16 protein-coding genes are annotated in these 19,405 nt (G+C 71.4%); 11 read left to right on the plus strand and 5 right to left on the minus strand.

Going from position 1 to position 19,405, the window contains the following annotated elements:
- The first annotated feature begins 173 nt into the window (after nucleotides 1-173).
- The 8 genes from fahA (at nucleotide 174) to OHN19_RS17525 (ending at nucleotide 9,842) form a co-directional block, all read left to right on the plus strand.
- Nucleotides 174-1,391 carry a fumarylacetoacetase gene (fahA, locus tag OHN19_RS17490; RefSeq protein ID WP_330265074.1) on the plus strand — a complete coding sequence of 406 codons (1,218 nt, stop codon included), beginning with the start codon at nucleotides 174-176 and terminating at the stop codon, nucleotides 1,389-1,391.
- Between the two features lie 176 nt (nucleotides 1,392-1,567).
- Nucleotides 1,568-2,509 (plus strand): M56 family metallopeptidase, encoded by a 942-nt coding sequence (locus OHN19_RS17495; protein WP_330265075.1) that lies wholly within the window; start codon nucleotides 1,568-1,570, stop codon nucleotides 2,507-2,509.
- Between the two features lie 212 nt (nucleotides 2,510-2,721).
- A complete protein-coding gene (locus OHN19_RS17500) occupies nucleotides 2,722-3,507 on the plus strand; it encodes a GntR family transcriptional regulator (protein ID WP_330265076.1) in 786 nt (261 codons plus the stop codon).
- Nucleotides 3,508-3,538: 31 nt separating this feature from the next.
- Nucleotides 3,539-3,766 carry a 4Fe-4S dicluster domain-containing protein gene (locus OHN19_RS17505; protein WP_123762442.1) on the plus strand — a complete coding sequence of 76 codons (228 nt, stop codon included), beginning with the start codon at nucleotides 3,539-3,541 and terminating at the stop codon, nucleotides 3,764-3,766.
- Nucleotides 3,767-3,780: 14 nt separating this feature from the next.
- A complete protein-coding gene (locus tag OHN19_RS17510) occupies nucleotides 3,781-5,118 on the plus strand; it encodes an ABC transporter substrate-binding protein (protein ID WP_330265077.1) in 1,338 nt (445 codons plus the stop codon).
- A 170-nt stretch (nucleotides 5,119-5,288) separates the two neighbouring features.
- Complete coding sequence (locus OHN19_RS17515; RefSeq protein ID WP_330269639.1) at nucleotides 5,289-6,260, plus strand: ABC transporter permease; 972 nt, start codon at nucleotides 5,289-5,291, stop codon at nucleotides 6,258-6,260.
- Entirely contained in the window at nucleotides 6,244-7,068 is an 825-nt protein-coding gene (locus tag OHN19_RS17520) for an ABC transporter ATP-binding protein (protein ID WP_330265078.1), read from the plus strand. The genes OHN19_RS17515 and OHN19_RS17520 overlap by 17 nt, the downstream gene beginning before the upstream one ends.
- An 11-nt stretch (nucleotides 7,069-7,079) precedes the next feature.
- Nucleotides 7,080-9,842, plus strand: coding sequence for a fumarate reductase/succinate dehydrogenase flavoprotein subunit (locus tag OHN19_RS17525; RefSeq protein WP_330265079.1), 2,763 nt, complete (start codon nucleotides 7,080-7,082; stop codon nucleotides 9,840-9,842).
- Nucleotides 9,843-9,864: 22 nt separating this feature from the next.
- Here OHN19_RS17525 and OHN19_RS17530 read toward each other — a convergent pair whose 3' ends face one another.
- Nucleotides 9,865-10,614, minus strand: coding sequence for an SDR family oxidoreductase (locus OHN19_RS17530; RefSeq protein WP_330265080.1), 750 nt, complete (start codon nucleotides 10,612-10,614; stop codon nucleotides 9,865-9,867).
- Nucleotides 10,615-10,782: 168 nt separating this feature from the next.
- On the minus strand, nucleotides 10,783-11,688 hold the full coding sequence (locus tag OHN19_RS17535) for an AraC family transcriptional regulator (protein ID WP_330265081.1): 906 nt from the start codon (nucleotides 11,686-11,688) through the stop codon (nucleotides 10,783-10,785).
- A gap of 149 nt (nucleotides 11,689-11,837) precedes the next feature.
- Here OHN19_RS17535 and OHN19_RS17540 point away from each other — a divergent pair, with 149 nt between their 5' ends.
- Both OHN19_RS17540 and OHN19_RS17545 read left to right on the plus strand, forming a co-directional pair.
- On the plus strand, nucleotides 11,838-12,155 hold the full coding sequence (locus OHN19_RS17540) for a putative quinol monooxygenase (RefSeq protein WP_330265082.1): 318 nt from the start codon (nucleotides 11,838-11,840) through the stop codon (nucleotides 12,153-12,155).
- A 74-nt stretch (nucleotides 12,156-12,229) separates the two neighbouring features.
- Nucleotides 12,230-13,189, plus strand: a complete 960-nt coding sequence (locus OHN19_RS17545; RefSeq protein WP_330265083.1) for an alpha/beta hydrolase — start codon at nucleotides 12,230-12,232, stop codon at nucleotides 13,187-13,189.
- Between the two features lie 70 nt (nucleotides 13,190-13,259).
- Here OHN19_RS17545 and recQ read toward each other — a convergent pair whose 3' ends face one another.
- A complete protein-coding gene (gene recQ / locus OHN19_RS17550; protein WP_330269640.1) occupies nucleotides 13,260-15,305 on the minus strand; it encodes a DNA helicase RecQ in 2,046 nt (681 codons plus the stop codon).
- 257 nt (nucleotides 15,306-15,562) lie between these two features.
- Here recQ and OHN19_RS17555 point away from each other — a divergent pair, with 257 nt between their 5' ends.
- Nucleotides 15,563-16,120, plus strand: a complete 558-nt coding sequence (locus OHN19_RS17555; protein WP_330265084.1) for a hypothetical protein — start codon at nucleotides 15,563-15,565, stop codon at nucleotides 16,118-16,120.
- A 62-nt stretch (nucleotides 16,121-16,182) separates the two neighbouring features.
- Here OHN19_RS17555 and nuoN read toward each other — a convergent pair whose 3' ends face one another.
- Nucleotides 16,183-17,832 (minus strand): NADH-quinone oxidoreductase subunit NuoN, encoded by a 1,650-nt coding sequence (nuoN, locus tag OHN19_RS17560; protein WP_330265085.1) that lies wholly within the window; start codon nucleotides 17,830-17,832, stop codon nucleotides 16,183-16,185.
- Nucleotides 17,829-19,400, minus strand: coding sequence for an NADH-quinone oxidoreductase subunit M (locus tag OHN19_RS17565; RefSeq protein WP_330265086.1), 1,572 nt, complete (start codon nucleotides 19,398-19,400; stop codon nucleotides 17,829-17,831). The genes nuoN and OHN19_RS17565 overlap by 4 nt, the downstream gene beginning before the upstream one ends.
- Nucleotides 19,401-19,405 lie beyond the last annotated feature (5 nt).

Raw genomic sequence — 19,405 nt, forward strand, 5'->3', positions numbered from 1 at the left:
CGGAATGGTCCACTCCGACTATCCCTTAACGGGACATTGCCAACTCTTTGGTCACATTGCTAACCCTTTAGACACTCCCGCCGAGGGCGCCCCGGCCGTAACGTGTGGCGCGACCACCGGCAGCGCACGGCATGCCTGACCGCAGGGCATGCTCGAAAGTGAGGCAGCACCCCATGCCCCCCTTCGATGTCCCCGAGGGCGACCCCTTCGGCCCGCACAACCTCCCCTACGGCGTCTTCTCCACCGCCTCCTCCCCACGGACCGTCGGCGTACGGCTCGGCGACCACGTCCTGGACGCGGGAGCGGCGGCCGCCGCGCTCGGCTCCCCGTACGTCTCCCTGCTGGCCCGGCCCACCCTGGGCCCCCTGCTCGCCGCCGGCCGCACCGCCTGGTCGGACGTGCGCCGGGCGCTGACGGCGTGGGTGACGGTGCCCGCGCACCAGGAGGCGATCGCGGACCTCCTCCACCCGCTGTCCTCGGTCGAGCTGCATCTGCCCTTCGAGGTCGCGGACTACGTCGACTTCTACGCCTCCGAGAACCACGCGCGGAACGTCGGCCGGATCTTCCGCCCCGACGGGGAGGCCCTGACCCCCAACTGGAAGCACCTGCCCATCGGTTACCACGGCCGCTCGGGCACGGTCGTGGTGTCGGGCACGGATGTCGTACGGCCGTCGGGGCAGCGGAAGGCTCCCGCCGACGCGGCTCCCGTCTTCGGACCGTCGGTGCGGCTCGACATCGAGGCGGAGGTCGGCTTCGTGGTCGGCGTGCCGTCCGAGCTGGGCCGGCCGGTCGGGCTCGGTGACTTCCGCGAGCACGTCTTCGGACTGTGCCTGCTCAACGACTGGTCGGCGCGGGACGTCCAGGCCTGGGAGTACGTCCCCCTCGGCCCGTTCCTCGGCAAGTCCTTCGCCACCTCGGTGTCCGCGTGGATCACCCCGCTGGACGCGCTGGAGGAGGCGCGGGTGGCACCCCCGGAGCGCACGCACGCGCTGCTGCCGTACCTGGACGACACGGCCCCGGACGTGGAGCCGGGCGGTTACGACCTGCGGATGTCCGTCGCGATCAACGGCCACGAGGTGTCCCGGCCGCCGTTCTCCACCATGTACTGGACGGCGGCCCAGCAGCTGGCACACATGACGGTGAACGGGGCGTCGCTGCGCACCGGCGACCTGTACGGCTCCGGCACGGTGAGCGGACCCTCGCCGGACCAGCGGGGCTCCCTGCTGGAGCTGACCTGGAACGGGCGGGACGCGCTGGAACTCCCGGACGGCAAGCGGACGTTCCTGGAGGACGGGGATGTGGTGACGCTGTCGGCGTGGGCGCCCGGTCCGGGCGGGGTCCGGGTGGGGCTGGGGGACGTGGTGGGGCGGGTGGTCTCAGGGGGTGCGTGAGGTGAGGGCGTGCCGGAAAGAGGCGGCCGGGACTGTTCGAGTCCTGCCGTAGGAGGCCCACGCACGGCATACTTGGCGGCGGGGGGCCCGCGTGGGACGCGCAGCGGCCGCCCCGCAGCACCTCGTCACCCCGCCCCACCCTCCCCTGTCTCCGATCAGGATCCGGAGCCCGTGGCATGACACTCTGCCTGCTCCTGTTGAGCACCGTCGCCCTGGCGGCCGCCGTGCCGGTGCCGCGCGCGCTCACCCGGGCCGCGTGGCCCGAACGGGAACCGGTGGTCGGCCTGTGGGTGTGGCAGTGCCTGGTCGCGACCGTGCTGCTGTGCTGCCTCACGGCGCTGGTCCTCGGCGCGGCGGCCGTCTTCCACACGGTCCGCGACCATGTGTTCGCCCCCGCGCCGCCCGCCGTGACCGCCGCGTACGACCTCTCTGCGGCGCCGGTCTGGGCGGTCGCCTCGACCCTGCTGCTGGCGGCCGGGGCGGCCTGGACGACGGCCATGCTGGCCCGCGAGCTGGTAGAGACCCGGCGCCGCCGGGGTGCCGCGCGGGCGCAGCTGCGGGAGCGGGCACCGGATCTGCCGGCGGGGCTCGGGACGCTGGAACGCGGACCGCTGCTGGTGCTGGAGGACGAGTACCCGGACGCGTGGTGGATGCCGGGGAGTCCGCCGCAGCTGATCGTCACGACGGGGGCGCTGCACCGGCTCACCGACCATCAGCTGGACGCCGTGCTCACGCATGAGCGAGGGCACGCGCGGGCCCGCCACGACTGGCTGCTGCATCTGTCGACGGCGCTGGCCACGGGGTTTCCCCGGGTGCCGCTGTTCGCCCACTTCTGCGACCAGACGCACCGGTTGGTGGAGCTGGCGGCGGACGACACGGCGTCACGGCGGTGCGGGCATCTGACGACGGCGCTCGCGCTGATTTCCTTGAACCAGCACCGGGGGGTGCTGTCGTGTGCGTCGAGTCGGCGGTTGCTGGGTGAGCGGGTGGATCGGTTGCTGGAGCCGCCGCCGAGGTTGCTGCGGCGGCAGCGGGCGCTCACGTCTGCGATGGCTGCGCTGGTGCCGTTGTTGCCGTTGCTGATCGTTTTCGGGCCGGGGTTGTCGGCGCTGGCGTAAGGGTTGTTCGTCGGCTGCGGGCCGGTGGGGGCTGGGCGCGCAGTTCCCCGCGCCCCTGAGTAGGTCCCCCGCACGCCTGATTCCCTGTGCAGGTGGCACTTCTCGCCCCACAGCGGTCGTCACCGCAGGTCAGGCGGGTACCCGTCGCCCCGTCAGGTGGCGCAACACTGCGGCAACACAGGTTTTCCTACCTCCTCGGTATGGTTCCAGCCATGCCATCCACCGACCGTGTCCGGGACCACGCAGGGCAGGGTGCGACCACCGTCGCCGCCCGGGCCCGGCGCCGGCTGCGTGCGGACCAGGCGCGGCAGCTCGCCGATCTGCTGCGCCACCAGATCCTCACCGGTGGATTCGAGAGCGGCACCCTCCCCCACGAGACCGTCCTCGCCACCGACTACGGCGCCTCCCGCAACACGGTCCGCCAAGCCCTGGACCTGCTCCGCGCGGAAGGCCTCGTCGCACGCCACCCCGGCGTCGGCACCGTCGTCGTCGGCCAGAAGTACCCCCACGGCCTGGACCGTCTGATGGGCCTCGCGGAAACCCTCCGCGAACACGGCACGGTCACCAACGAGGTCCGCACCATGGGCCCCGCCCCCGCCCCGCACCCGGTGGCCCAGCGCCTCGAGGTCGACCCCGGCACCGACGTCCTCTACATCGAGCGCCTGCGCCGGCTGAACGGCCTGCCCCTCTCCCTGGACCTCACCTACATCCCCCTCGACATCGGCACCGCCCTGCTCGGCGCCGATCTGGAGAACACCGACGTCTTCCGCCTCCTGGAGACGATCACCGGCCAGGGCCTCGGCCACGCCGAGATCACCCTGGAGGCGGTCAACGCGGACGCCCACTCCGCCGCCGTACTGGAAGCCCCGCGCGGCGCGGCCGTCCTGATGCTGGAACGCCTCACCCACCTCGCCGACGGCCGCCCCGTCGACCTGGAGTTCATCCGCTTCCGCGGCGACCGCATCACCATGAGCGGGCTGCTGCACCGCTCCCTCTGACCTCTTTCCGAGCCGTTTCCTGGAGACAGCCATGGCTTTGGCGCCCCAGCGGGCCGACGTGCCCGTGACCATCGACGAGTCGAAGTGCATCGACGGCTGCACGCTCTGCGTGGACATGTGCCCGCTGGACTCCCTCGCCATCGACACCAGCAGCGGCAAGGCCTACATGCACGTCGACGAGTGCTGGTACTGCGGCCCGTGCGCGGCCCGCTGTCCCACCGGAGCCGTCACGGTCAACATGCCCTATCTGCTCCGGTGAGAGGCCCCACTCCCATGAAGATCAAACCAGCCGTCGCCACCTTCCTGCTGCTGGCGCCGCTGACGGCCTGCGGCAGCGCCCAGGCCGGTGACAGCACCACCGTCACCGTCACCGTCGGCTACCAGTCGAAGACCATCAACACCGTCACCGCCGGCACCCTGCTGCGCTCCCTCGGCTACTTCGAGAAGGAGCTCAACGCGCTGCACGACGGCAAGACCTACAAGGTCGACTGGCAGGACTACGCCACCGGCGCCCCGATCACCGCCCAGATGACCGCCGGGAAGATCGACATCGGTTCGATGGGCGACTTCCCGCTCCTCATCAACGCGGCCCGCGGCAAGCAGCTCGGCAAGCCGACCCACCTCGTCTCGGTCACCGGCTACAACCTCCGCGGCGGCCTCAACACCATCGTCACCGCCCCGGACTCGAAGCTGGCCTCCCTCGGCGACCTGAAGGGCAAGAAGGTCTCCACCAGCGTCGGCTCCGCCGCCGACGGCACCCTCGTACGCGCCCTCCAGCGGGCCGGCATCGACCCCGACAAGGGCATCGAGAAGCTCAACCAGCAGCCCGCGGTCGGCGCTTCGGCCCTGTCGGCGGGCAGCACGGACGCGCTGTCGCAGTTCGTCGCCTGGCCCGGCCTGCTCGCCTACCAGGGCAAGGCCAAGGCACTGTACGACGGTGCCGAGCTGAACCTCCCCACCTTCCACGGCGTCACCGCCCGCGAGGACTTCGCCAAGCAGCGCCCGGCGGTCCTGGAGGCGTTCCTGAAGGCCCAGGCCGAGGCCACGGACTACCTCAACGACCACCCGGTCGCCGCCGCCGAGTCGGTCGCCAAGGCCACCGGCCTGCCCGCCGAAGTCGTCTACCTCTACAACGGCGCCCACGGCATCTCCACCTTCGACCCGGCCGTCAAGCCCCAGCTGATCTCCGCGCTGAAGCAGGACGTCTCGGTCCTGAAGGCCGCCAAACTCACCGGCGACATCGACGTGGACTCCTTCGTCGACGACCAGTACGTCGAGAAGGCCCTCGGCGCCGGCTACACCAAGCGTCTCGCCGCCGCGCCCGCCGCCTCCGCGAGCGAGGTCTGGCCCAAGGGTGCCTCCGAGACCCGTAGCTTCAAGACGCCCGCGGAACTGCTGACGTACGTGTCGGCACACAAGGACGGCATCCGCGCCGCCTATGTCCCCGACGCCACCACCGGCACCCTCTGGTTCGCCGACAAGGCGGTCTGGGTCGCCGACGGCGACCAGGTGCTGCCCTTCGTCGCCCCGGAGACCGCGCGGGCCTACGTCTCCGCACACGGCGGCGCCCGGGTGATCACGTACGCCGAGGCGCTGGAGCAGGCGTCGTGAGCCGGCGTCGGTGGCTGGGCGGGCGAGGGTCCGAAGGCGCGGATCCCTCGCTGGGTGGGCGACCGTCCGAGGGCGGGGGTCCACGGCTGGGCAGGCGACGGTCAGCGGACGGTCGTCCCTCGCTGGGCGGGCGACGGTCCGCGGGCGGGCGTCCGGTCGCCCGCCGGTCGCTGCCGAAAGCCGGCCGGTACGCGCTGAGGGCGGTCTCGCTCGCCGTCGCCCTCGGGGTGTGGCAGCTGCTGACCAGCCTCGACATCGACCTGTGGCTGCGGTTCTCGCAGTTCCCCACGGTCACCGACGTGGCCCGCGCCTTCGCCGACCGGGTGTCCGGCCCTGACTACTGGACGGACCTCACCGACAGCCTCACCCGCATCCTCACCGGCTTCCTGCTCGCCGCGGTGCTCGGCGTGGCCACGGGCGTGCTCGTGGCCCGCTCCCGCCTCGCCGAGGACCTGCTCGGACCGGTCCTGGAGGTGATCCGGCCGATCCCCGCGATCGCCCTCGTCCCGGTCGCGATCCTCCTCTTCCCCTCCAACGAGCAGGGCATCGTCTTCATCACCTGCACCGCCGCCTTCTTCCCGGTCCTGGTCTCCACCCGGCACGCGGTCCGCGCGCTCACCCCCGTGTGGGAGGAGGCCGTGCTGACGATGGGCGGCGGCCGGTGGCGGATCCTCGCCTCGGTCGTCCTGCCCGGCGCCCTGCCCGGCATCTTCGGCGGCCTGTCCGTCGGCATCGGCGTCTCGTGGATCTGTGTGATCAGCGCGGAGATGATCTCCGGCCAGTACGGCGTCGGCTACCGCACCTGGCAGGACTACACCGTCGTCAACTACGCGGGCGTCTTCGTCGGCATGGTCACCATCGGCGTCCTCGGCTGGCTCACCTCCACCGCCGTGGAACTCCTCGGCCGCCGCCTGACGCGCTGGCTGCCGAGGACGTCGTACGACGCCGGAGGCCGGCCGAGGAACGCCCGCATCGCGGTCACCGAGGTCACCGCCGGGGCCCCGGAGGCGCCCGCGCCCGCGTCGAAGAGCGAGAACACCGCGAACACCGCGAAGTCCGCGAAGTCCGCGAAGTCCGCGAAGTCCGCGAAAAGCGAGAACGCCGAGAAGAGCGAGGAGGCACGTGATGGGCACCTCGTCTGACACCACCACGGCAGCCGTCACGGAGTCCCGGGCCACCGAAGCCGCTCCGGCCGCCGCGCCCACCCGCGGCACCCGCCTCACCCTCACCGGCGCCGGGCTCGGCCGCCCCGGCGCGCCCGTGCTCGACGGGGTGGACCTCGACGTGGCCCCCGGCGAGATCCTCACCCTCGTCGGACCCTCCGGGTGCGGCAAGTCGACCCTGCTGCGCACACTGGCCGGACTGCTGCCGCCGCTCGCCGGCCAGGTCGGCCAGGACGGGCGGCCGCTGACCGGCCCCGCCGCCGACCGCGCCCTGATCTTCCAGGAGGACGCCCTCCTGCCCTGGCGCACCCTGCGCGCCAACATCGAACTGCCCCTGGCCATCAAGAGACTGCCGCGCGCGGCACGCCGGGCCCAGGCGGAGGACTGGCTGGAGCGCGTCGGCCTCGCCGCACACTCCGGGCACCTCCCGCACCGCGTCTCCGGCGGGCAACGCCAACGCGCCCAGCTGGCCAGGGCCCTCGCCGGAGCGCCCCGCGCCGTCCTCATGGACGAGCCCTTCGGCGCCCTCGACGCCCAGACCCGCGCCGGCATGCAGGACCTGCTGGTCGAGGTGCTCCAGGGCACCGGCGCCACGGTCGTCTTCGTCACCCACGACGTGGACGAGGCCCTGTTCCTCGGCGACCGCGTGGCCCTCCTCGGCGGCGGCCGGCTGATCGCCGTACGCGATGTCCCGCGCCCCCGCGACCGGTCGGCGCACGACGATCCCGCGCGCCTGGCGCTGCGGCGCGACGTCCTCTCCTCGCTCGGAACCTCGCTCGGTACCTGAAAGGCCCCCCGGTGACCACGCCCTCCTTGAACCCGCCGCTCGAGATCCCCGCCCTGACCGACGCCGAGGAGATCCGCTGCGACGTCCTCGTCATCGGCGGCGGCACCGCCGGCACCATGGCCGCCCTGACCGCCGCCGAACACGGCGCCAACGTCCTGCTCCTGGAGAAGGCCCACGTCCGGCACTCCGGCGCCCTCGCCATGGGCATGGACGGCGTCAACAACGCGGTCATCCCCGGCCGCGCCGAACCCGACGGCTACGTCGCCGAGATCACCCGCGCCAACGACGGCATCGTCGACCAGTCCACCGTCCGCCAGACCGCCACCCGCGGCTTCGGCATGGTGCAGCGCCTCGAGTCGTACGGCGTGAAGTTCGAGAAGGACGAGCACGGCGACTACGCGGTCCGCCAGGTCCACCGCTCCGGCTCCTACGTGCTGCCGATGCCGGAGGGCAAGGACGTCAAGAAGGTCCTCTACCGGCAGCTGCGGCGGCGCGAGATGCGCGAGAAGATCCGCATCGAGAACCGGGTGATGCCGGTACGGGTCCTCACCGCCGAAGGGCGGGCCGTGGGCGCGGTCGGCTTCAACACCCGGACGGGTGCCTTCGTGACGGTCCGCGCGGGCGCGGTCATCCTCGCGACCGGCGCCTGCGGCCGCCTGGGCCTGCCCGCCTCCGGCTACCTGTACGGCACCTACGAGAACCCGACCAACGCCGGCGACGGCTACGCCATGGCCTACCACGCCGGCGCCGAACTCACCGGCATCGAGTGCTTCCAGATCAACCCGCTGATCAAGGACTACAACGGCCCCGCCTGCGCGTACGTCGCCAACCCCTTCGGCGGCTACCAGGTCAACCGGCACGGCGAACGCTTCGTCGACTCCGACTACTGGTCCGGCCAGATGATGGCCGAGTTCGCCGCGGAGGTCGCCTCCGACCGCGGCCCGGTCTACCTGAAGCTGAGCCACCTCCCCGAGGAGTCGATCTCCTCCCTGGAGTCGATCCTGCACTCCACGGAACGCCCCACCCGAGGCACCTTCCACGAGAACCGCGGCCACGACTACCGCACCCACGACATCGAGATGCACATCTCCGAGATCGGCCTGTGCGGCGGCCACTCGGCCTCCGGTGTACGGGTGGACGACCACGCCCGCACGACCGTCCCCCGCCTCTACGCCGCCGGCGACCTGGCCTGCGTCCCGCACAACTACATGATCGGCGCGTTCGTCTTCGGCGACCTCGCGGGCGCGGACGCCTCCCAGTACACCCCGTACGAAGGGGAGTTGCCGTCCGACCAGCTCCGCGAGGCGCACGAACTGATCTACCGCCCGCTGCGCAACCCGGACGGCCCGCCGCAGCCCCAGGTCGAGTACAAGCTGCGCCGCTTCGTGAACGACTACGTGGCCCCGCCGAAGTCCGGCGCACGACTGTCCCTGGCCCTGGAGTCCTTCGAGCGGATGCGGGACGACATCGCCTCGATGGGTGCCCGCACCCCGCACGAGCTGATGCGCTGCGCCGAGGTCTCCTTCATCCGCGACTGCGCGGAGATGGCCGCGCGCGCCTCCCTGGCCCGCACGGAGTCCCGCTGGGGCCTCTACCACGACCGTCTCGACCACCCCCACCGCGACGACACCTCCTGGTTCCACCACCTCGACCTGCACAAGTCCCCCTCCGGCGCGATGGAGTTCACGGCCCGCCCCGTGGCCCCCTACCTGGTCCCGATCGACGAGTTCACCCCGGTCGGCGGCCCCTCCCGACACATCGGCGAGGTGCACGCGGAGGAGGTGGCCACGGCGGGGGGCCGGGATCGGGCGCCGGTGGCGGTGGAGGCGGGGGTGGCAGTGGCCGTGGAGGCTGCTGCGGAGGTGGAGACGGGTGCGGTGAACTCCCCCGCCCGCCTCCTCGAACTCGTCGCCCTCGCCGAGGAGCAGCCCGAACTCGACGCACTGCGGCCCTACTTGACCGACCCGGCGCCCGCCGTCCGGCGCGAGGCCGTCGCCGTGCTGACCGAGACGCTGCCCCAGGGCACCGGCCCCGCCCTCGCCGAGGCACTGCGCGACCCCGCGCCCGAGGTCCGCGCCACCGCGGCGGCGTCCCTGCGCGAGCTCGTCGAGACGCTCCCGCCCGAACCCGCCCTGCGCGACGGCCTCGCCGCCGCCTTGGCCGAGTCCGACCCGGTCGTCCGGGCGGCCGCGCTGGACGTGCTGCGCGCCCTGCGCCTGGGTGACGCGGAGCTGTTCGCCGGAGCCCTGACCGACGCGGACATCCCCGTCCGCATCGAGGCCGTCCGCGCCCTGGTCTCGGTGGACGCGGCGACGGAACTGGCCCGCGCCGCCACCGCCGACCCGTCCCGCGAGGTCCGGGTGACGTTCGCCAAGGCACTGGCGACGGTGTGGGCCCAACGCCCGCTGGACGCCGTCCTGGACGCCCTGACCCGGCTCACCGAGGACGCCGACGCCCTGGTCCGGGGGGCCGCCTTCGGAGCACTGGGCACCACCGGCTGCCCGCCGGCGCTCGCCGCCCGTGCCGTGACCGCTCTGTCGGCCGCCGCCTGGCAGGTCCGCTCGGGTGCCGCGACGGCCCTTTCCGCAACCGACCCGGAGGTGGCCGTCCCCGCCCTCGCCAAGGCCCTGGCCGACCCCAACGCGGACGTCCGCAAGGCCGCCGTCCTGGCCCTGACCCGCCACTCGGCCACCGAGGACGCCCGCGCGGCCCTGGCCACGGTGACGACGGACCCGGACGCGGACGTCAGGGCGTACGCCGCGCGCGCCTTGTGACCGGAGGTGAGGCCGGCGCTGATCACTTCGCCTGGGAGAGCGAGACCGCGTCGGCGCCGGCGGGGAATCGCAACTGGCCGGTCGTGTCGTGCACGGCTCGCCACACCGTCTCGGCGACGTCGCTCTCCTTGGTGAACTGGTCCTGGCCCGTGAAGTCGTCCATGGCCTTCTTCGCCCATGCTGCGTAGGGCGCCGGGACCAGTTCGGCCGGCGAGGCGCCCTTCGCCGCGTTGGCCGCGAAGTTCGTCGTCAGGCAGGCACCCGGCTCGACCGTCTTCGCCCGCACGCCGAACGGCGCGAGCTCGAGAGCGAGGGATGCGGTGAACCCTTCGACGGCCATCTTGCTCGCCTTGTAGACGGCCGTGAGCGGCATGTGCCCCAGCACCACGCTCGAGGTCACGTTGACCACCACGCCGGAGCCCCGCTCGCGGAACTGGGGCAGCACCGCCTGCGTCATCGCCATCACGCCGAACGTGTTGGTCTCGAAGACCTCCCGCACCCGGGCCATGGGGGTGCCCTCGAACACGCCCATCGAGGGCACGCCCGCGTTGTTGACCAGGACGTCGACGGGACCCACGGCCTCGAACGCGGCGGTGATGCTCTCGGGCCTGGTCACGTCGAGCTCGATGACACGCAGCCGGTCCGACTCGGGAAGGACGCCTGGACGCGGCGACCGCATCGTGGCGATGACGTTCCACCCCTGCGCGTGGAAGTGGAGGGCGGTCTCCCGCCCGTACCCGGACGAGGTGCCGGTGATCAGAACGGTCTTCATGGTGTGCCCCTTTGGCGAGGTGGTGGGATCCTCCGGGTGGGCAGGCATCTTCCTGCTCCCCGGGAGAACCGGTCGAGAATCGGTAACCCCATTGAATCGCTCTGACCTGCATAGATAGTAGAACTATCCTCGCTGCTCCTTGCACGATCCTCCAGCAAGTCCTCCGACTCAGGGCAGGAGAACGGCCGGCGCACGCACGGCCTGACGCAGGCGGGCGGCGTCCTGGCTGGGGGGCGCGCCGAACTGGCGGCGGTACTCCCGGCTGAACTGCGACGGGTTGTCGTAGCCGACGCGCTGACCGACTCCGGTGACGTCTCCGGGGTGGGTGGCGAGCAGCAGCCGGGCCTCCTGGAGCCGGATCTGCTTCTGGAACTGGATGGGGCTCATCGCGGTCACCGCTTGGAAGTTGCGGTAGAAGGCGGAGACGCCCATGCCGGACTGCCGCGCCACGTCCTCCACCCGGAAGGGCTGCGCGTAGTGCTCACGGATCCAGCGCACGGCCCGCGAGATGTGGCTGAGGCTGCTGTCGGCCAGGCCGAGCTGGCGAACCGCCGCACCCTGCTCACCGGTGATCAGACGCCACAGGATCTCGCGCTTGAACAACGGGGCGAGTACGGCCCGGTCGCGGGGCTCGTCGAGCAGGCGCAACAGCCGGACCACCGCGTCCAGCAGCGCGGCCGGTGCGTCACTGACGGCGATCCCCGACGGCGTGCCCCCGCCGCCCCGGGGGGCGTCACCGGGCCCGGCCTCGAGCAACAGCTCGGCGACGGCGGACGGTTCCAGGACGAGACCGAATCCCAGCGCCGGCTGCTCGGGGTCGGCCTGGGTGAACTGCCCCGTGACCGGCAGATCGACGGATGCGACCAGGTACTGCCCGGGCCCGTACTCGAAGACCCGCTCCCCCAGGGCGAGGCGTTTGGCGCCTTGCGCGATGACCGCCAGGAGCGTGCCGGACATCGAAGGCGCCGGCGGATCCGGACGGTCGACCTTCGAGATGAGGACGCCGTCGACGGCGGTGGTCCAGTCGGGCCGCGCATGACGGGCCAGCAGGGTGCGGAGCTCTTCGAGGTACATGCGCCCATTGCAGCACCATTCCGCATCATGAGCCCCAAAGCAGCGAGGATCGTGCAAGGACGCCGGAGCATCTGTCTAACGTTTTCCCAGTTCAAAGGGCTTGAATGGAATCACCGCACTCCACCACCGAAGAGGAAGAGGAGAAATCCATGATTGCCGGCTACGGCTTCGGCGCCACCCTGACCGCCAGGCCCGGTAGGGGCGACCAGCTCGTCGACCTGCTGCTGACCGGACTGAACGAGGGCAGCCCCGGCGCGAGCGAATACTGCCTGCTCTACCTCGTCTCCCGTTCCGCGTCCGACCCCGATGTCGTCCACGTCGCCGAAGGCTGGACCACCGAGGAGGACCACCACCGCGTCTTCGCCGGCGAGACCGCCCAGGCCATCGTGGCGCAGATCGGCCCGCTGCTCGCCAAGGACTCCGAGTACACCGACTACGTCCCGGTCCGCGGCAGATCCGTCCTCTGACACCCGCCCGTCCCGCCATCGCCCACCACCGGCACCCGCCACCCGCCAACCACCGCCCACGAGAGGCAACGACCATGACCACAGCACGCCCCCCTCTCGACCCCGAACTGCAGGAACTCCTGGCCGGCATACCACTGATGTCCCAGCTCAGCCCTGAAGTGCTGGCGCAGGTACGCCCCTTGTCGTCGATGCCGGTCGAACCCCTCCTCGAAGGCCGCGCCGTCGACCGGCGCGAGGTCACCGTCGCGGGTCCGGACGGCACCCCGATCCCCTTGTCCGTCTTCAGCCCCACGAACAGCGATCGCACCGCCGCCGCACCCTGTGTCTACTGGATGCACGGCGGCGGGATGGTCATGGGCGACCGCTTCTCGCAGATCGACATCCCGCTGGAGTGGCTCGACGAGTTCGGTGCCGTGGTGGTCTCCGTCGACTACCGGCTCGCGCCCGAGTCCACCGGCACCATCCCCGTCCAGGACTGCTACCAGGGCTTGCTCTGGATCGCCGACCACGCCGCCGAACTGGGCATCGACCCCGCCCGGATCATCGTCGCGGGCGCCAGCGCGGGCGGCGGCCTCGCCGCCGGCGTCACCCTGCTGGCCCGCGACCTCGGCACCCCGGCGATCGCCGCCCAAGTCCTGATCGGCCCCATGCTCGACCACCGCAACACCACCACGTCCAGCCTCCAGTACTCGAACGGGCCCGGCGTCTGGACCCGCGAGATGAACGGATTCGGATGGCGCTGCCTCCTCGGCGGCCTCCCCGACGAGGAGGTACCCGCGTACGTCTCCCCCGCCCTGGCCGACGACCTCGCGGGCCTGCCGACCACCTACATCGACACCGGCTCCGCCGAAGTCTTCCGCGACGAGGACACCGACTACGCCACCCGCATCTGGGCGGCCGGCGGGCAGGCCGAACTCCACGTCTGGGCAGGCGGCTTCCACGGATTCGACGCCCTGCACCCGCAGGCACACATCTCGGCCACAGCCCGCCGAACCCGCACCGACTGGCTCGCCCGGCTCCTGCGCACGAGCTGAACCCCGGCCTCGTCGAGGTGGGTGAGACCAGAATGGGGCCGCTTCATGCACAGCCCCGAGCTGTGCCGAGCTACATCCAGTCGTCCTCGGGCTCCGGGTCCGCGTCCATCTCGGGCCAGTGGTCGGCTCCGGGGTCCGGGTCCGCGGCCTGGCCCGGTGCCTGCGCAGCGAAGCCGGCGCCGGTCGCCCCACCGTCGGCCGTCCTGCCCCCCGCCGCCCCGCCGTCCGCCAGTCCGGCCAGGACCTCGATCACGCCCTCCCCGTACGTCGCGAGCTTCTTCTCGCCGACCCCGCCGACCGAGCCGAGCTGTGTCACGGACGTGGGCCACACCGTCACGATCTCCCTGAGCGTGGCGTCGTGGAAGATGACGTACGCCGGGACGCCCTGCTCCCGTGCCTGTTCGGCCCGCCAGGCCCGCAGCGCCTCGAAGGCCGGCACCAGCGCCTCGGGCAGCTCGGCCACCGCCGCCTTGGCCCTGCCCCGCCCGGACGAGGAGCTCGACTTGGCCGTCGCCGGCTTCTTGGGCTCCTTGCGCAGCGGTACCTCCCGCTCGCGCCGCAGCACGGTGCCGCTGGCCTCGGTCAGCACCAGCGTGCCGTAGTCCCCCTCGACCGCGAGCAGCCCCTGGGCCAGCAACTGCCGGACCACGCCCCGCCATTCGCCCTCGGAGAGCTCCTCGCCGATGCCGAACACGGACAGCTGGTCGTGGTCGAACTGGATGACCTTGGCGGTGCGCTTGCCGAGCAGGATGTCGATGATCTGGACCGCGCCGAACTTCTGTCCCCGCTCCCTCTGGAGCCGTACCACGGTGGAGAGCACCTTCTGGGCGGCGACCGTGCCGTCCCAGGTCTCGGGCGGGGTCAGGCAGGTGTCGCAGTTGCCGCAGCCCGTCGGGTCCGGTTCCTGGCCGAAGTAGTTGAGGAGTTGTCCGCGCCGGCACTGGGAGGTCTCGCACAGTGCCAGCATGGAGTCGAGGTGGGCGGCGGCGCGGCGCCGGAACGCCTCGTCGCCCTCGCCGGACTGGATGAGCTTGCGCTGCTGTATGACGTCGTTGAGGCCGTAGGCCATCCAGGCCGTCGAGGCGAGGCCGTCGCGGCCTGCGCGGCCGGTCTCCTGGTAGTAGCCCTCGACCGACTTGGGCAGGTCGAGGTGGGCCACGAAACGGACGTCCGGCTTGTCGATGCCCATGCCGAAGGCGATGGTCGCGACCACCACCAGGCCGTCCTCGCGCAGGAAGCGGGACTGGTGGGCGGCGCGGGTGCCCGCGTCGAGGCCGGCGTGGTACGGCACGGCCTCGATGCCGTTGTGGGAGAGGAACTCGGCCGTGGCCTCCACCGACTTGCGGGAGAGGCAGTACACGATGCCGGCGTCGCCCGCGTGCTCCGCGCGCAGGAAGGCCAGCAGCTGTTTCTTGGGGTCGGCCTTCGGCACGATCCGGTACTGGATGTTGGGCCGGTCGAAGCTGGCCACGAAGTGCCGGGCGGCCGGCATGTGCAGTCGCTGGGTGATCTCCTCGTGCGTGGCACGCGTGGCGGTCGCGGTGAGGGCGATCCTCGGGACGTCCGGCCAGCGCTCGCCGAGCACCGACAGGGTCAGGTAGTCGGGCCGGAAGTCGTGGCCCCACTGGGAGACGCAGTGCGCCTCGTCGATGGCGAAGACGGCGATCTTGCCGCGGGACAGGAGGTCCTGCGTGGCGTCGAGGCGCAGCCGCTCCGGTGCCAGGTACAGCAGGTCGAGCTCTCCGGCGAGGAACTCCGCCTCGACTACGCGTCGCTCGTCGAAGTCCTGCGTGGAGTTCATGAACCCGGCGCGTACGCCGAGCGCCCTGAGCGCGTCGACCTGGTCCTGCATCAGGGCGATGAGCGGGGAGACGACGATGCCCGTGCCGGGCCGGACCAGGGACGGAATCTGGTAGCACAGCGACTTGCCGCCGCCGGTCGGCATGAGGACGACGGCGTCCCCGCCGGCCACCACATGCTCGATGATCTCTTCCTGTTCGCCGCGGAAGGCGTCGTATCCGAAGACCCGGTGGAGCGTGGCCAGTGCCTCGCTGTCGCTGCCGGCCGGTGTCCCGGTGATCCCTGGCATCTCGCTGATCCCGCCCATCGCGCCCATAGTCCCGTCCCCCGTACGTCGTCCTTCGACCACTGCCTCCACGATAGGGCTCCGCACCGACAGCCCCGGAGTTATCCACAGGTCCGCCCGGTGACATCCCGTGGTCATTCGATCGGCCGCTGTCACATGGCGCACTCGTTCGAGGCGAGGACATGCTGCTGGGGCGGGCCGGCGAGGCCCGTGCCTCCCGACCGACGGCGTGCCCCGCGTGTGCGTGTCCCCCGTCCCGAACTCTCACGCGCCTCAAGGAGAACCCCATGGCCCCTCGGCCCCTGAAGGCAGCCCTGACCCTCGTGGCGGCGGCGGCCTTCTCGCTGTCCGCCGTGCCCGCCCAGGCCGCCGACCCGGACCCGATGGTCTGGGCGGACCTGACCGACACGTACACGGCCACCGGTGAGTACGGCTACGCGCCGCTCGCCGTCGCCGACGGCTTCACGCCCATGGCCTGCGTGCCCGGCGTGGGCTACCGCTACGTCAACACGGACAACGTCGGGGAGACCGAACCCGAGGAGCCCGCGGCGCTCCTTTATGACAACGGCCCGAACGGACGCCGGCTCGTGGGTGTGGAGTGGATCGTGCCGGCGGGGGCCGGGGTCACCAGGCCGACGCTGTTCGGCCAGGAGTTCCAGGGCCCGGCCGATGTGCCCGGGGTGGGCTCCAGCTACACCCTGCGCGCCTGGATCTACCGGACGAACCCCAGCGGGCTCTTCAATCCGACGCACCCCGACGTGACGTGTGCTCCCGCGTCGGCCCCGAGCACGCCTCCCGAGCCCGGCTGGCTCGCCGACATCGACTGGACCGAACTGGTCACCTGAGCGCGCACAAAGGGCCCTGCTCCCTTGGAGGGAGCAGGGCCCCTTGGGTGGGACGCCACCGGTCAGCGCACGAACACTCCCGCCTGGTTGGCCAGGTCGAGGAAGTACTGCGGGGCCACACCGAGCACCAGCGTGACCGCCACGCCGACGGCGATCGCGGTCATGGTGAGCGGCGACGGCACGGCGACCGTCGGTCCCTCCGGGCGCGGCTCGCTGAAGAACATCAGCACGATCACGCGGATGTAGAAGAACGCGGCGATCGCCGAGGAGATCACACCGACGACGACGAGCGGTGCCGCCCCGCCCTCGGCCGCCGCCTTGAACACGGCGAACTTCCCGGCGAAGCCGCTGGTCAGCGGGATACCGGCGAAGGCCAGCAGGAACACCGCGAACACGGCGGCCACCAGCGGTGAACGACGGCCCAGGCCCGCCCACTTGGACAGGTGGGTCGCCTCGCCCCCGGCGTCGCGGACCAGGGTGACCACGGCGAACGCACCGATCGTCACGAAGGAGTACGCGGCCAGGTAGAAGAGGACCGACGACACCCCGTCCGGCGTGGTCGCGATGACACCGGCGAGGATGAAACCGGCGTGCGCGATGGACGAGTACGCCAGCAGCCGCTTGATGTCGGTCTGGGTGATCGCGACGATGGCACCGCCGAGCATGGTGACGATCGCGACGGCCCACATGACCGGTCGCCAGTCCCAGCGCAGGCCCGGCAGCACGACGTACAGGATCCTGAGCAGCGCGCCGAAGGCGGCCACCTTGGTCGCCGCGGCCATGAAGCCGGTGACGGGGGTCGGGGCTCCCTGGTAGACGTCCGGGGTCCACATGTGGAACGGCACCGCGCCGACCTTGAACAGCAGGCCCATGACGATCATCGCGGCGCCGATCAGCAGCAGCGCGTCGTTGCCCATGGTGTCGGCGAGCGCCGGGTCCACTGTGCTGATGGTGCCGTCGACGACCCGCGCGATGGTGCCGTAGGACACCGAGCCCGCGTAGCCGTAGAGCAGGGCGATGCCGAACAGGGTGAAAGCGGAGGCGAACGAGCCGAGCAGGAAGTACTTGACCGCGGCCTCCTGCGACATGAGCCGCTTGCGGCGGGCCAGGGCGCAGAGCAGGTACAGCGGGAGCGAGAAGACCTCCAGGGCCACGAACAGCGTCAGCAGGTCGTTGGCGGCCGGGAAGATCAGCATGCCGGCGACGGCGAAGAGCAGCAGCGGGAACACCTCGGTGGTGGTGAACCCGGCCTTCACGGCCGCCTTCTCGCTGTCGCTGCCCGGCACGGAGGCGGCTTGGGCTGCGAACGAGTCGACCCTGTTGCCGTGCGTCTCGGGGTCGAGGCGCCGCTCGGCGAAGGTGAACAGGCCGACGAGGCCCGCGAGCAGGATCGTGCCCTGGAGGAACAGGGCCGGTCCGTCGACGGCGATCGCGCCCATGGCCGCGATGCCCGCCTTGGTGGTGGCGTACCCGTCCGCGGCGAGCGCGACGACCGCCGCGAAGGCGGCGCACAGCGCTACGACGGAGACGAACAGCTGGGCGTAGTAACGGGACTTGCGCGGGACGAAGGCCTCGACCAGCACCCCGATGATCGCCGCGCCCACGACGATCAGGGTGGGCGACAATTGCCCGTATTCGATCTTCGGCGCGTCGATCTTCGAGATCGGGTCGGCCGCGGTTGTCCACAGGCTGTGGACGGCTACTGCGCTCACTTGGCCGCCTCCACCTCGGGCTTGGGGTCCTTCTTGTGTACGTCGGACATGGTCGACTTCACCGCCGGGTTCACGATGTCCGTGACGGGCTTCGGGTAGACGCCCAGGAAGATCAGCAGCACGACCAGCGGGGCGACGACCACGAGCTCACGCATCCGCAGGTCGGGCATCGCGGAGACCTCCGGCTTCACCGGGCCCGTCATCGTCCGCTGGTAGAGGACGAGGGTGTAGAGCGCGGCGAGCACGATGCCGAAGGTGGCGATGATGCCGATCACCGGGTAGCGGGCGAACGTGCCGACCAGGACCAGGAACTCACTGACGAACGGGGCGAGCCCCGGCAGCGAGAGGGTCGCGAGGCCGCCGATCAGGAAGGTGCCGGCGAGCACCGGGGCGACCTTCTGGACCCCGCCGTAGTCGGCGATGAGCCGGGAGCCGCGCCGCGAGATCAGGAAGCCGGCCACCAGCATCAGCGCGGCCGTCGAGATCCCGTGGTTGACCATGTAGAGCGTGGCGCCGGACTGGCCCTGGCTGGTCATCGCGAAGATGCCCATGATGATGAAGCCGAAGTGCGAGATCGACGCGTACGCCACCAGCCGTTTGATGTCCCGCTGGCCGACCGCGAGCAGCGCCCCGTAGATGATGCTGATCACCGCGAGGACGAGGATCGCGGGCGTGGCCCACTTCGACGCCTCCGGGAAGAGCTGGAGGCAGAAGCGGAGCATCGCGAAGGTGCCCACCTTGTCGACGACCGCCGTGATGAGGACGGCGACCGGGGCGGTGGCCTCCCCCATCGCGTTGGGCAGCCAGGTGTGCAGCGGCCACAGGGGCGCCTTCACCGCGAAGGCGAAGAAGAACCCGAGGAACAGCCAGCGTTCGGTGTTGGTCGCCATGTCGAGCGAGCCGTTGGCCCGCGCTTCGGCGATCTCCTGGAGGCTGAAGTTCCCGGCGACGACGTAGAGGCCGATCACCGCGGCCAGCATGATCAGACCGCCGACCAGGTTGTAGAGGAGGAACTTCACGGCGGCGTACGACCGTTGGGCCGCCGCGTTCTCGTCGGAGCCGGCGTGGGCCCGGTCCCCGAAGCCGCCGATGAGGAAGTACATCGGGATGAGCATGGCTTCGAAGAAGATGTAGAAGAGGAAGACGTCGGTGGCCTCGAAGGAGATGATCACCATCGCCTCGACGGCCAGGATCAGGGCGAAGAAGCCCTGCGTCGGCCGCCACCGCCTGCTTCCGGTCTCCAGGGGGTCGGCATCGTGCCAGCCCGCCAGGACGATGAACGGGATCAGCAGGGCGGTCAGCGCGATCAGCGCCACCGCGATGCCGTCCACGCCCAGTTCGTAGCGGACCCCGAAGTCCGCGATCCAGGCGTGCGATTCGGTGAGCTGGTAGCGGGCGCCGTCCGGGTCGAAGCGGACCAGGACGGTGATCGCGAGGGCGAGGGTGGCGAGCGAGACGAGCAGCGCCAGCCACTTGGCGGCGGTGCGCCGCGCGGCCGGTACGGCTGCCGTGGCGATGGCCCCGACCGCCGGGAGCACCGCCGTCGCTGTCAGCAGGGGAAACGACATCGGTA

Origin of the sequence: Streptomyces griseorubiginosus, assembly GCF_036345115.1 — a bacterium.
In the GTDB taxonomy this organism is placed as follows: Bacteria; Actinomycetota; Actinomycetes; order Streptomycetales; family Streptomycetaceae; genus Streptomyces; species Streptomyces griseorubiginosus_C.

Bases quoted from the DNA above. Each gene is read 5' to 3' on its own strand.
- OHN19_RS17500 (WP_330265076.1), top strand. From the start codon at position 2,722: ATGCCATCCACCGACCGTGTCCGGGACCACGCAGGGCAGGGTGCGACC.
- OHN19_RS17510 (WP_330265077.1), top strand. From the start codon at position 3,781: ATGAAGATCAAACCAGCCGTCGCCACCTTCCTGCTGCTGGCGCCGCTG.
- OHN19_RS17565 (WP_330265086.1), bottom strand. From the start codon at position 19,400: ATGTCGTTTCCCCTGCTGACAGCGACGGCGGTGCTCCCGGCGGTCGGG.
- OHN19_RS17520 (WP_330265078.1), top strand. From the start codon at position 6,244: ATGGGCACCTCGTCTGACACCACCACGGCAGCCGTCACGGAGTCCCGG.
- OHN19_RS17535 (WP_330265081.1), bottom strand. From the start codon at position 11,688: ATGTACCTCGAAGAGCTCCGCACCCTGCTGGCCCGTCATGCGCGGCCC.
- OHN19_RS17530 (WP_330265080.1), bottom strand. From the start codon at position 10,614: ATGAAGACCGTTCTGATCACCGGCACCTCGTCCGGGTACGGGCGGGAG.
- OHN19_RS17505 (WP_123762442.1), top strand. From the start codon at position 3,539: ATGGCTTTGGCGCCCCAGCGGGCCGACGTGCCCGTGACCATCGACGAG.
- OHN19_RS17555 (WP_330265084.1), top strand. From the start codon at position 15,563: ATGGCCCCTCGGCCCCTGAAGGCAGCCCTGACCCTCGTGGCGGCGGCG.
- recQ (WP_330269640.1), bottom strand. From the start codon at position 15,305: ATGGGCGCGATGGGCGGGATCAGCGAGATGCCAGGGATCACCGGGACA.
- fahA (WP_330265074.1), top strand. From the start codon at position 174: ATGCCCCCCTTCGATGTCCCCGAGGGCGACCCCTTCGGCCCGCACAAC.
- OHN19_RS17540 (WP_330265082.1), top strand. From the start codon at position 11,838: ATGATTGCCGGCTACGGCTTCGGCGCCACCCTGACCGCCAGGCCCGGT.
- OHN19_RS17545 (WP_330265083.1), top strand. From the start codon at position 12,230: ATGACCACAGCACGCCCCCCTCTCGACCCCGAACTGCAGGAACTCCTG.
- OHN19_RS17495 (WP_330265075.1), top strand. From the start codon at position 1,568: ATGACACTCTGCCTGCTCCTGTTGAGCACCGTCGCCCTGGCGGCCGCC.